Origin of the sequence: Desulfofalx alkaliphila DSM 12257, from assembly GCF_000711975.1 — a bacterium.
GTDB lineage: Bacteria > Bacillota > Desulfotomaculia > Desulfotomaculales > Desulfohalotomaculaceae > Desulfofalx > Desulfofalx alkaliphila.
On sequence record NZ_JONT01000004.1, the window covers coordinates 70024 to 82305 of the forward strand.

13 protein-coding genes are annotated in these 12282 nt (G+C 40.2%); 12 read left to right on the forward strand and 1 reads right to left on the reverse strand.

Going from position 1 to position 12282, the window contains the following annotated elements; translation table 11 throughout:
- Positions 1-47: 47 nt before the first annotated feature.
- The 11 genes from BR02_RS0104170 to BR02_RS0104220 all read left to right on the forward strand — a co-directional run bounded on the left by BR02_RS0104170 (position 48) and on the right by BR02_RS0104220 (position 10797).
- The gene (locus tag BR02_RS0104170; protein WP_031514490.1) at positions 48-1646 is read left to right on the forward strand and encodes a DEAD/DEAH box helicase; all 1599 of its coding nucleotides are present in this window, start codon (positions 48-50) and stop codon (positions 1644-1646) included.
- 94 nt (positions 1647-1740) lie between these two features.
- Positions 1741-2781 (forward strand): recombinase RecA, encoded by a 1041-nt coding sequence (gene recA, locus BR02_RS0104175; protein ID WP_031514492.1) that lies wholly within the window; start codon positions 1741-1743, stop codon positions 2779-2781.
- A 145-nt stretch (positions 2782-2926) separates the two neighbouring features.
- A complete protein-coding gene (locus BR02_RS0104180; RefSeq protein WP_031514494.1) occupies positions 2927-3385 on the forward strand; it encodes a regulatory protein RecX in 459 nt (152 codons plus the stop codon).
- A gap of 443 nt (positions 3386-3828) precedes the next feature.
- Complete coding sequence (gene rny / locus BR02_RS0104185) at positions 3829-5376, forward strand: ribonuclease Y (RefSeq protein WP_031514498.1); 1548 nt, start codon at positions 3829-3831, stop codon at positions 5374-5376.
- Between the two features lie 217 nt (positions 5377-5593).
- Positions 5594-6103: a hypothetical protein gene (locus BR02_RS0104190; protein WP_031514500.1), complete on the forward strand. Its 510-nt coding sequence runs from the start codon at positions 5594-5596 to the stop codon at positions 6101-6103.
- Positions 6104-6120: 17 nt separating this feature from the next.
- On the forward strand, positions 6121-6900 hold the full coding sequence (locus BR02_RS0104195; protein ID WP_031514502.1) for a TIGR00282 family metallophosphoesterase: 780 nt from the start codon (positions 6121-6123) through the stop codon (positions 6898-6900).
- Positions 6901-7035: 135 nt separating this feature from the next.
- Entirely contained in the window at positions 7036-7296 is a 261-nt protein-coding gene (locus BR02_RS0104200; RefSeq protein WP_031514504.1) for a stage V sporulation protein S, read from the forward strand.
- 108 nt (positions 7297-7404) lie between these two features.
- Positions 7405-8403 carry a dipeptidase gene (locus tag BR02_RS0104205; protein WP_034638814.1) on the forward strand — a complete coding sequence of 333 codons (999 nt, stop codon included), beginning with the start codon at positions 7405-7407 and terminating at the stop codon, positions 8401-8403.
- Between the two features lies 1 nt (position 8404).
- Positions 8405-9220 (forward strand): PHP domain-containing protein, encoded by an 816-nt coding sequence (locus BR02_RS0104210; protein ID WP_031514507.1) that lies wholly within the window; start codon positions 8405-8407, stop codon positions 9218-9220.
- Positions 9221-9232: 12 nt separating this feature from the next.
- Entirely contained in the window at positions 9233-10390 is a 1158-nt protein-coding gene (locus tag BR02_RS0104215; RefSeq protein WP_031514509.1) for an LL-diaminopimelate aminotransferase, read from the forward strand.
- A 110-nt stretch (positions 10391-10500) separates the two neighbouring features.
- The gene (locus BR02_RS0104220) at positions 10501-10797 is read left to right on the forward strand and encodes a translation initiation factor 2 (protein WP_420795379.1); all 297 of its coding nucleotides are present in this window, start codon (positions 10501-10503) and stop codon (positions 10795-10797) included.
- 48 nt (positions 10798-10845) lie between these two features.
- On the opposite strand, the gene BR02_RS0104225 is transcribed toward BR02_RS0104220, so the two are convergent.
- Positions 10846-11373 (reverse strand): HD domain-containing protein, encoded by a 528-nt coding sequence (locus tag BR02_RS0104225; protein WP_031514513.1) that lies wholly within the window; start codon positions 11371-11373, stop codon positions 10846-10848.
- Positions 11374-11577: 204 nt separating this feature from the next.
- On the opposite strand from BR02_RS0104225, the gene cobU reads away from it, so the two are divergent.
- The gene (gene cobU, locus BR02_RS0104230; protein WP_031514515.1) at positions 11578-12147 is read left to right on the forward strand and encodes a bifunctional adenosylcobinamide kinase/adenosylcobinamide-phosphate guanylyltransferase; all 570 of its coding nucleotides are present in this window, start codon (positions 11578-11580) and stop codon (positions 12145-12147) included.
- Positions 12148-12282 lie beyond the last annotated feature (135 nt).

Here is a 12282-nt window from a genome sequence, read left to right on the forward strand (position 1 = left end):
AAAATACCTTAGGAAAAAAATTAGGAAAAAAATTCTTGGAGGATGTTATGAGAATAGAAAAACACAAGGCCTACTTTGGCAATTTAAAAATAAATCGGCGAATATATCAGTCGCTGGTGAATATGGGTTTTGAAGAACCCACTCCCATTCAGGTCAAAGCTGTGCCGGTAATACAAAGTGGTAAGGACGTGGTGGGCCAGGCCCAAACCGGAACCGGGAAAACCGCTGCTTTCGGTATTCCAATAGTTGACAATTTAGATATAAAGAAAACAAAAGTACAGGCTTTAGTGGTTACCCCCACCAGGGAGTTGGCTATTCAAGTGGCTGAAGAAATTTCCAGAATAGGCCAATTGTTAAGGGTGCGAACCTTACCTATTTATGGGGGGCAATCCATTAACCGTCAGGTACGTTCACTGCAAAGGGGCGTGCAGGTGGTAATCGGTACCCCTGGCAGACTATTAGATCATTTGCGCAGGGGAACGCTCAAATTAGATAATGTAAAAACGGTGGTATTGGATGAAGCTGACGAAATGTTAGATATGGGGTTTATTGATGATATCACATCATTGTTGGATGCCACCCCGACAGACAGACAGACCTTGATGTTTTCAGCCACCATATCTGAAGATATTAAGAGACTTGCTAAACGATATATGAATCAACCGGAGTCAGTGGCGGTAAGCCAGCAAAATATTACCGTTCCCCAAATTGAACAAATTTACTATGAATCCAGCGAAAAAGATAAAATGGATGTGCTATGTAGACTGCTGGATAGTTTAGATATAAAACAATCGATAATTTTTTGCCGTACCAAAAGGGGTGTAGACCAGTTGGTTGCAGGCTTAAATGCCAGGGGTTTTTCTGCCGAAGGATTACACGGGGACATGACCCAGTACCATCGCAACAGCGTGATGAGAAAATTTAAAAAATTAGGTTTGGAACTGCTTGTGGCAACAGACGTGGCGGCACGGGGACTGGATATTGAAAACGTTACCCATGTAATAAACTTTGATATTCCCCAAGATACTGAGTTTTATGTACATAGAATCGGCCGTACCGGTAGGGCAGGGCGCAGTGGTGTTGCAATTACAATTATCACCCCTAAGGATTATCGACAGTTAAGAACTATTGAAAGGTTAACAGGCACCAAGATAAAGCGCGGCAAACTACCCTCCGCTGAGGATTTGGCGGAAATCCAACGGGAAGCAGTTATAAAAAGAATGCAGCAAATCATTGAAAACGGTGGTTTAACATTTTATCGCTCTATTGCAGAATCATTGGCTGAAGAATATACCCCAATGGATGTGGCCGCAGCGGCACTTAGATTGTCCTTGGATTTGGAATTAGGAGAAACTGCCGAAGAAGAAGGTAGGCCTTTCGGAGCAACAGGAGCAAAACATGGCATGGTGCGTCTATTTATTACCATCGGCAGACAAGAAAAAATATCACCATTGGAATTGATAAAAGCCATTTCTGATGAATCAGGAATACCGGGGGATTTGATAGGAGATATAGATATTTACGAAAAATTTTCCTTCTTTGAAGTACCCGAGGATTGGGGAAATTGTGTATTAAATTGTTTAGATAGGCAAATTATTAAGGGACGCCGTGTTATTGTACAACCTGCAAAGGGGCGAAACAATTAAATTTGTGAATCTTCATAAAACCATTGACAACCTCCAAAAAATGGGGATATAATCGAGTTAGTATCGAACGTCCGTTTTGGAGAGGAGGATTTTATTGTCAGATAAACTTGAGGCACTACAAAATGCCCTGGATCATATCGAACGTAACTTTGGTAAAGGCTCAATTATGAAATTGGGTGAAGCCAACACCAAGCTTAAGGTTGGAAAAATACCCACGGGCTGCCTTTCCTTGGATATTGCCCTAGGTGTTGGTGGAGTCCCCCGTGGAAGAATTGTAGAAATTTTTGGGGCTGAATCATCGGGTAAAACAACCATAGCCTTGCACATTATAGCACAGGCCCAAAAGTCCGGTGGAATAGCTGCATTAATAGACGCTGAACATGCCCTTGACCCCACCTATGCCCAGGCTTTAGGAGTAGATATTGAAAACTTGCTAATATCACAGCCGGATACCGGTGAACAAGGCTTGGATATTTGTGAAGCCTTGGTGAAAAGCGGTGCTGTGGATGTGGTTGTGATTGATTCGGTGGCAGCACTGGTACCTAAAGCAGAAATAGAGGGGGAAATGGGCGACTCCCATGTGGGTTTACAGGCCCGTCTAATGTCACAGGCCTTAAGAAAGCTCACCGGCGTAATCAGCAAATCAAAAACCTGCGTAATATTTATTAACCAATTAAGGGAAAAGATAGGTGTAATGTTTGGCAATCCGGAAACTACACCGGGTGGACGTGCATTGAAGTTTTATTCTTCAGTGCGTGTAGAGGTACGTAGGGGCGAGCCAATTAAACAGGGTACTGAAATTTATGGTAACCGTACTAAAATAAAAATTGTAAAGAATAAGGTTGCACCGCCCTTTAAACTTGCTGAATTTGATATTATGTATGGGGAAGGAATTTCACGGGAAGGCAGTATCCTGGACGTGGCAGCAGAACATAAAATAGTACAAAAAAGTGGGGCTTGGTATTCCTATAATGAAACACGTTTGGGCCAAGGACGAGAGAATGCTAAGGAATACTTAAAGCAGCATCCGGAAATAACCGATGAAATCGAGCAAATGGTTTATAAAAAGCTTAATATCGAGGCAGCCGGCAAAGATGATAATGAAGTAAACAATGTAGAAGATGCAAAAAAATAGCCTAGGAAATAAAACATAAACCGAGGATTCAATTCAGGAAGGGTATGTTTTATCAAGAACATACTCTTCCTGCTGGATAAAACCTTGGTTTTTCTTATTAAATAACCATTCCCGGTGGGACAAACAAGTTTTAGGGGGGAAAGTGTTGGCTGATGATGTCTATAAGAAAGCAAAAAACTATGCTTTAAGGGTACTAACCTATCGACAACGCACAAAACAAGAAATGATAGATAAACTGCACCAAAAAGGATACAAGGCCGACATCATTAAGGACGTTATAACTTTTTTACAGGAATATCAGTTTATTGATGACTATAAATATGCTTGCCAGTGGGTAGAGTACCGTCTAAAAACAAAACCCATGGGAGCAAGGGGGATAAAATACCAATTAAAAAAACGGGGTATTGATGATGAAATTATAGAAAAAGCCTTAAGCACAGTGACACCGGAAACCGAACTTGAACTGGCCCGGCAACTGGTAAGTAAGGCAAAAAGAACCGGTGATAAACCACCTTCATACAGAAAATTGGCAGCAATGCTACAGCGCCGCGGATTTGAATACTATACCATTAAAAATGTATTGTCCGAAGTAGAGAGGCAATAATGCATAATAACTTGACACATTACATAAAAACTTGTACAATTTAGAATGGTAGAAAATAGGTTTGATACTGCGATAAAGCGGTTATATATATACTCATTTGTAGAAACTGCAAGCTCATATAATTACGGTAAAACGTTTGTAATTATGATTCATAGTTAAGCTTATAGAAATATTGATAATACAACGTCTGCGCTTTGTAAGCGTAGTTTAGTTAGCCGTCAATAAAAGAGCAACATCGCCAAAGTTTCAAATACTATTTCTGCCGAGGTAAACTCGGTTTTTTTTATACTATTTAAAAGTAATTTTTTGGATAATAGTGTAAAAAACCTTTACCTATAGCTGGCTTGTACATAGCATATGTGCCAATCAGTAAGCCGGCAGTTTTAACAAAAGCATTGGTATTCCTAAAGAACTTAAAAATATTATAACTAGGAGGTGAATAAATGACCACAAATCCACAGGCTTTAGTATTATTCGCTATTCTAGCCTTAGCATTTGGATTAGTTGCGGGCTATTTTATACGCAAACACCTGGCTGAAGCAAAAATTGCCACTGCCGAGGCAGAAGCAAAAAAAATAGTTGATGATGCCATAAGACAGGCTGAAGCAAAGAAAAGAGAAGCTATACTTGAGTCTAAAGAAGAAACCTTAAGATTTCGTAATGAAGTAGAAAAAGAATATAAAGAAAGAAGAAGTGAATTACAACGACTGGAAAGGCGTTTAATACAAAAAGAAGAAACGCTGGATCGAAAAACTGAGGCTAATGAAAAGAAAGAAGAAACGTTACAGCGTAAAGAAGTTGAAATTGAAAAAACGAAAAATGAAATTAACCGAATACTAGAACGTCAGTTATCCGAACTGGAGCGCATTTCAGGACTTACTTCTGAAGAAGCTCGGCAAATATTACTTGCAGATATCGAAAAAGAAATACAATATGATGCTGCACTTATGATTAAAGAGGCTGAAAACAAGGCCAAGGAAGAAGCAGATAAAAGGGCAAGAGATATCATATCCCTGGCCATTCAAAGATGTGCTGCTGATCATGTGGCAGAAGCAACAGTAGCTGTGGTTCCATTACCAAACGATGAAATGAAGGGTCGGATTATTGGGCGAGAAGGGCGTAATATCAGGTCCTTTGAAACCCTTACAGGAATTGATTTGATTATTGATGATACGCCGGAAGCAGTAATTGTATCCGGTTTTGATCCAATTAGACGTGAAGTGGCTCGTGTAGCTTTAGAAAGGCTAATTTCAGATGGGCGAATTCACCCTGCCAGAATTGAAGAGATGGTAGAAAAGGCCCAAAAGGATGTAGACACACAAATTCGCGAAGCAGGTGAACAAGCCACCTTTGAAACCGGAGTACATGGTTTGCATCCTGAATTGGTTAAGTTGTTAGGAAGGTTAAAGTTTCGCACCAGTTATGGACAAAATGTGCTTAAACACTCCATTGAAGTGTGTCACCTTGCAGGTTTAATGGCTTCTGAATTAGGTATCGATATGCAAATTGCTAAACGCGCAGGACTACTTCATGATATCGGAAAGGCCGTGGACCACGAAGTTGAAGGACCACACGTGGCCATTGGTGTAAACCTTTGTCAGAAATACAAGGAAAATCCGGAGGTTATCCATGCTGTGGCGGCGCACCATGGCGATGAGGAGCCAAAAACCATTGAAGCGGTGCTGGTTCAAGCAGCCGATGCTGTTTCCGCTGCAAGGCCAGGAGCACGTAGGGAAACATTGGAATCTTATATTAAACGTTTGCAAAAACTAGAGGAAATTGCTAACTCCTTTGATGGTGTAGAAAAGTCCTTTGCTATTCAAGCCGGTAGAGAAATCCGCATTATGGTAAAACCAGACAAGGTGGATGACATAGCGGCTGTTAAAATAGTACGCGAAATTGCAAAACGGATTGAAAATGAGTTGGACTACCCCGGTCAAATTAAAGTAGTTATTATACGGGAAACCCGTGTGGTGGAATATGCAAAATAGTTTGTAACGGCCCCTGAAGGGGCCGTTGTTATTTGCCCTGTTTAAAACCGACAGCGCTTAAAGAATTGGTACTGTTAATAATTATTCAATACCTGATGTAAAAATGGAATATTTTAAAATGTAGAAAGGCATCGAATAAAGCAGGAAATCCAATGTATAAAAAGAATAGTTAATTAATTATATATATTCGCTCATGATTATTGTAGGTGGTGTCACAATGGATTATCATTACAGAGGAAGAAATAAAGGCCTAACAGATGGAGTAAACTTATTAATATCAATCTTAGTAAGGTACCCTCAAGTTTCAACAATTAACTTTGAACCCCAGAAAGGGACCCTGAGGTTTAATTTTATTTTTAATTATAGTTCAAAAGAACCTAAAAACATTATAAAATTACTGCAAAGCAGTATAGATACTTATCATATGTTAGAGGGTAAAAAGGCTAGGGTTGTACTTATAGATTATAATATAAAAGATGATTATACCGTTATAAATATTGAGCGGGATACGGACTCATTAAATTTGGAGGAAATATCCTTAATAGTTCAATGTTTGCAGCAATCTGTTAAAACTAATATAATAATAGAAAACATAGGTGATGAAGAAGATTTATATATGCATGAAGAACTTATCGAAGCAATGTTAGAAAATGTAAGGTATTGCAATGAAGAAAAGCCCCTTTTTGCCTTTCGTGAAGAGGGACGTGTGCTGGTGTTTAACAAATAATTGGGAGGACTTAAAGTTTGCGAGTTTTAATGATCGGGGATGTTGTTGGCCGGGCAGGACGCCGGGCTGTTAAGGATTGTCTGCCCAGCTTAAAGGTTGAGCTGGGTATTAACTTTGTCATAGCAAATGGTGAGAATGCAGCTGGGGGAAACGGTATAACAAAAACCGTTGCCAATGAACTGTTCTCATATGGTGTAGATATGCTGACCATGGGAAACCATGTATGGAATAAAAAAGAGATATATGAATACCTTCCTAAAGAAAGTCGTATTATTAGACCGGCAAACTATCCGCCGGGCGCCCCGGGTAATGGGTATAATATCTATACTGTTAATAAGGGTGTTAGAATTGCGGTAATTAATTTAGTGGGCAGAGTATTTATGCCGGAGGTTGATTGCCCTTTTCGTAAAGCTGACCAACTTATTGAAGAAATTGGTGATAGGGCAGACTTAATATTGGTGGATTTTCATGCTGAAGCCACCTCTGAAAAAGTGGCCATGGGATGGTACCTGGATGGTAGGGTAACTGCCCTTGTGGGCACCCACACCCATGTGCAAACTGCTGATGAGAGAATACTGCCAGGGGGCACCGCATATATAACTGATTTAGGTATGACAGGTCCGCGAAACTCAGTTATTGGTGTTAGAACAGATATAATTCTGCGTAAGTTTAAAACCGGTTTGCCCCAACGGTTTGAGGTGGCCAATACCGACTATCAGTTTAATGCAGTGGTAATTAGTATAGATGAATATACACTGCGGGCCACTGATATAATGCGTGTTTTTAATTTTGAATAATTTAAAAACATAAGATTAAAATATTTAAGTTAAATATGAAGGAATTTTTTTTAATATCAAGAATATAAATACATATTAGGGGTAAGCGATACAGTACTATCCTTACAGTATTATACTTGAGGAGGTTTACACAACATGGAAGTATTAAAAGTTTCAGCAAAATCTAACCCAAATTCTGTAGCCGGAGCTCTGGCCGGAGTATTAAGGGAAAATGGATGTGCAGAAATGCAGGCTATTGGCGCCGGGGCATTAAATCAAGCAGTTAAAGCAGTAGCGATCGCAAGAGGTTTTGTTGCACCCAGCGGGGTAGACCTGATCTGCATTCCTGCTTTTACAGACATTATTATTGACGGTGAAGAAAGAACAGCAATCAAGTTGATTGTAGAACCTCGATAAGCACTTATTTAGTCAATTAACCTGTTCGTGTGCAAACATGAACAGGTTTTTTCTTAGCCAAAGGTAATGCTTTTTAAGTGGAATTCATATTAAATTAGGGGGAATAAAATGGATTATCTTTCATTACATAAAAAGTTATTGGTTGTGGATGCCCATTGTGATACCTTAACAGTACTCCAGCCGCAAAACAGAAAGTTAGGAGAGTATTCCACCAAAGGCCAGGTCGATTTGCAGCGGTTGGCAAAGGGTGGAGTTAATGTTCAATTTTTTGCTATATTTATTTCCCCTGACTATGGAGAAGGGCGTGGAATAGAACGGGCACTTGAATTGATTGATTTTTTTTATAAGGAATGTGAAAATAGTTACAATCCTATTAAATTAGCTACAAATAGAAATGATATAATAGGGGCAGTAGAAGATGGTAAAATAGCGGCTGTATTAGCCATAGAAGGGGGCGAAGCCCTGGGCGGGAAATTACACATGCTTTCAATTTATCACCGCCTGGGTGTGCGCTGCCTTACTCTTACCTGGAACGGGCGCAACAGTATTGCCGATGGGGTTGGTGAACGGAGGACCAACGGGGGGCTGACAAAATTTGGTGTGCAGGTAATAAAAGAGATGAATAGACTGGGAATGTTAATTGATGTTTCACACCTTTCGGAAGCCGGTTTTTGGGATGTTATTAAGGTCACTGAACAACCGGTGGTGGCCACACATTCCAATTGCTATGCATTGTGCAAGCACCCCAGAAACTTGACTGATGAACAGATTAAAGCAATTGCCAAGGGCAATGGTGTGGTGGGCTTAACCCTAGTGCCGGATTTTATTGACGGGGAAGGACAGGCCAATCTTGAGAAATTTCTTGATCATTTTGACCATATAGCGGATTTAGTAGGTGTAGATTACATCGGTTTAGGCAGTGATTTTGACGGGGTGGACACAACAATTATTGAAGTACGCTGCTGTGCTGACTTACCTAACATTACCTCTGGATTGTTAAAAAGAGGTTATAAAGAATCAGATATAGGTAAAATTTTAGGTGGGAACTTTATGCGGGTCTTTGATGAAGTGACAAAAGTAAGCCAACCTAAACGGAGGCGATGCTGAAATGGCTGCCGATCTACATATACATACAACAATATCCGACGGTTCAGATACCCCTGAGCAAGTTGTTAATCGGGCACTGGAATTGGGATTGCAATATATCGCTATTACCGATCATGACATTGTAGACGGTGTAAACCTTGCCCGTATAGAAGCCAGGGGAAAGGGAATAGAAGTACTGGCCGGTGTAGAAATCAGTTGTTTCTACGGGGAAAATGAAATACATGTGCTTGGATATTTTAAACAACCGAATCATCCTGAATTACTTGCTGTACTGGATGAGATGCGTGACTATCGTTTGATAAGGGCACAAAAAATCATAGACAAGCTATCTGGTTTAGGGCTAAATATTAAATGGGAAAGAGTGCAAGAGTTGGCAGGGGAAGGTTCATTGGGAAGACCGCATATTGCAGATGCACTGGTGGAAAAAGGTTTTATACCTAACCGGGAGACTGCTTTTAAAAAGTATATTGGGCGTGGATGTTCAGCCTATGTGCCCCGAAAAAAGATATCCCCTGTGGATGCCATCAAGTTGATATCTAGGGCCGGTGGAGTGCCGGTTTTGGCCCACCCGGGTACAGGTGAGTGCGGTTATATATTACCCGAGTTAATTGAGCATGGGTTAAAGGGCTTGGAAGTATGGCACCCCCATCACAGTCCAATACAGAGACAGTATTATTTAAAACAGTGTCAGGAGAAAGGCTTGATCCCCACAGGTGGCTCAGATTATCATGGTGCAAAGCACCATTCATGTAATTGTTTGGGGTCAGTTACAGCTCCTATGGAGTCGGTGAGACGCATAAAAGAATTACTAAAATAACGGAGGTAAAGAATGCAAAGGGCAAAAAGGATTAAGGCTTTAGATTCAGCTATTTTTAGCGAAATGACCAGAAGAAAACAAGAGGTGGAATCGAGAAATATTAAAGTAATCAACTTAGGTATTGGCAGTCCTGATCGCAACCCGGCGCCACATGTTATCGAAACAATGAAACAGGCTATGGATAAACCAGGAAACTTTACTTATCCAATTACCGGCAAACCAGAGCTTCATAGGGCTGTGGCAAATTGGTATGCTAAAAGGTTTGGCGTACATCTGGATCCCGACAATGAAGTGCTGATTCTGATGGGCTCACAGGATGGTTTAGGTCATATTTCCCTTGCCTATATCAACCCCGATGATATTGCCCTGGTCCCAGACCCCGGGTATCCCATTTACTCTGCCAGCATATTGTTGACCCAGGGAAAAATCTACCCTATGCCTCTGCTGGCTGAAAATAATTATTTGCCAAAACTAAGTGATATCCCACCGGATATTGCCAAGGCAGCAAAGTTAATGTGGCTAAATTATCCTAACAACCCTGTTGCAGCGGTGGCAGACCTAGGCTTTTTTGAAAAAGTTGTGGATTTTGCCAAGGAGTATGATATATTGGTTTGTCATGATGCGGCCTATTCGGAGCTGGCCTACGATGGATACAAACCGGTTAGCTTCTTACAAGTTCCCGGTGCCAAGGATGTGGGGGTAGAATTTCACTCGCTATCCAAAACCTACAATATGGCCGGATGTCGCTGTGGTTTTGTTGTGGGAAACCAAAGTGTAATAGAAGCCCTGGCCCTGGTTAAGTCAAACATCGATTATGGGGTATTTAGCGTGGTACAAGAGGGTGCCATTGCAGCACTTAATGGCCCACAAGATTCGGTGGTTGAAAATGCTCGTATTTATCAGCAGCGAAGGGATGTGTTAGTTGATGGGCTGTCAGAATTGGGCTGGGAAATCCCCAGACCGAAGGCATCTATGTTTTTGTGGGCACCACTGCCCTTTGGCTACAAATCATCCCGTGAATTTGCAATTGATTTGCTGGAGAAAACAGGGGTGTTAGTAATTCCGGGCATTGCCTTTGGCCAGCAGGGAGAAGGTTATGTGCGTATTGCTTTGGTGCAAGAAGAAGAGCTGTTGATAGAGAGCATTAACAGAATCAAAGAAAAATTTTAGCTATAATTTATGGATTTAGCCACCAAGAAAACTGTGTTAATTAGCTAATGTCTATTTATACCCCTGTATGCATATACTACAAATAATGCTTTTACAGGGACGGTGATTTTGTGGTAGAACACAATATCTACCTTCAAAGCAAAGAAGAAATAAGCAAAAGTGAGTATATTATTTACCTGCAGAACAAGGTACAAGAATTGGAGGATAAGGTTGAGCAGTTAAGACTAAGCCGCAGGGTATTGATGAATTTAATTGAAAAGATAGAACGTGAAAAGAATAGCTTAATGGAAAAATTAGAAAGAGAAAATAAAAAATTGCATAAAAGTAATTATCGATACGCCAAAAGACTGCTTAACCAAAACCTGCTAATTGCAGAGCTGCAATCTAAATTGTCAAATTCAAATTAAAACAGCCGATTTCTATACCCCGGGTTAACTCCGGGGTTATATTTTTAACTAATATTTGCTGTCTGCCTCTTGTAAAATTATTAATTCTTTTGAAGCATTTCTTATCTTGCAATGGTGATTGCGGATTAAATATACCACCTGGTCGTTTACACCAATTGACTGGGCAAATTGGGCACCTCTGACATCATGTGTCTGCTGAATAAAAAAAGCCCTCCCCAGCGAACCCAACTCACCCTTCTCGCCATACTTGGTTAATTTATATGCTAATTTAGGAGCCAGGCGTCGTGTTAGTACGATTACGACACGATGCCATGTTTTTACTTCTCCTTTTTTTTTGCCGCAATCGTGTAATAATGCTGCTTTGATTAATACCGGCCCCTTAATCTTGGGGCTTTTTTCTAACATAGCCAGGCAGTGATAAGACACGTTAAGGCAATGTCTTTGTGTAGGAATATCCATTTGATAAAAAAGGTCTTGTTCCTTAGTATTTAATATTTTAGTAATAAAGCTTCTGTCTTGATCATTAAGTTTGCTGCAAATTGCTGAAATAAATTGCTTAATTCTAATCCAGCACATGATAATCCCCTTAGACGTAAAATAAAAACCTAATATATATTTATTATACTGTAAATAGCGCCTACTAAAAACATTATCTCAATTATAACTGTATTAAAGAAGGAATTTGTATTTAAACATAGAAAACCTCAAATATAAATGATTGTTACATATGTAACAAACTGAATGAATTCTTTGTTTTTATTATTTGGGGTGGTGAAAACTGTGGGTAAAGATAACCTTATAGTTGTTATCGGCGGGGCGCGTAGTGGGAAAAGCAAATTTGCAGAAAACTTAGCAGCCGGCTTGGGCAAAAATGTTACTTATATAGCCACTGCGGCTGTGGTAGACAGTGAGATGGCCAATAAGATCGCCCAATTGAAGTCAAGAAGGCCTAAACATTGGCATACCATTGAAGAAACCTTAGAAATAGTAGATATTGTAGGTGAACTGGGACAAAAAGCTGACGTTATTCTGGTGGACTGTTTAACGGTTTGGCTGTCAAATTTACTGCTAAACTCAACAAGTGCCGGCCCAAGTTTATCTTGGCCAAAGAAGGAAAGCTACATTTTAAATGAGGTAGAAAGATTGTCTCGGACAGCTAAAGAATGCCAGGCTACAGTTATTATTGTAACCAATGAGATAAGTCTTGGTTTGTTACCTGATAATAAATTAGGCCGCGCCTTTCGTGATGTGACGGGTGCCGCAAATCAAATCATTGCAAGGTACGCTGATAAGGTTTATCTTACTGTGGCAGGTATTCCTGTGGAACTAAAATCTCTTACCCACAGGTAGAATAAAAATACAATACTGTATCCAACCGGCAACCGGAAAATTTAATTATAGTTACCAAAACTGTATAATTATTGCGCTTCACAGCATACCCGGCGCTATTTTTTTAATAGCGTCCTTCTTTTTCCACTTAGTATT

What these genes read in the sequence shown, in the direction of transcription:
- BR02_RS0104170 (WP_031514490.1), top strand. Translation starts at nt 48, where the DNA reads ATGAGAATAGAAAAACACAAGGCCTACTTTGGCAATTTAAAAATAAAT.
- rny (WP_031514498.1), top strand. Translation starts at nt 3,829, where the DNA reads ATGACCACAAATCCACAGGCTTTAGTATTATTCGCTATTCTAGCCTTA.
- BR02_RS0104190 (WP_031514500.1), top strand. Translation starts at nt 5,594, where the DNA reads ATGGATTATCATTACAGAGGAAGAAATAAAGGCCTAACAGATGGAGTA.
- BR02_RS0104225 (WP_031514513.1), bottom strand. Translation starts at nt 11,373, where the DNA reads ATGTGCTGGATTAGAATTAAGCAATTTATTTCAGCAATTTGCAGCAAA.
- BR02_RS0104205 (WP_034638814.1), top strand. Translation starts at nt 7,405, where the DNA reads ATGGATTATCTTTCATTACATAAAAAGTTATTGGTTGTGGATGCCCAT.
- BR02_RS0104200 (WP_031514504.1), top strand. Translation starts at nt 7,036, where the DNA reads ATGGAAGTATTAAAAGTTTCAGCAAAATCTAACCCAAATTCTGTAGCC.
- BR02_RS0104210 (WP_031514507.1), top strand. Translation starts at nt 8,405, where the DNA reads ATGGCTGCCGATCTACATATACATACAACAATATCCGACGGTTCAGAT.
- BR02_RS0104215 (WP_031514509.1), top strand. Translation starts at nt 9,233, where the DNA reads ATGCAAAGGGCAAAAAGGATTAAGGCTTTAGATTCAGCTATTTTTAGC.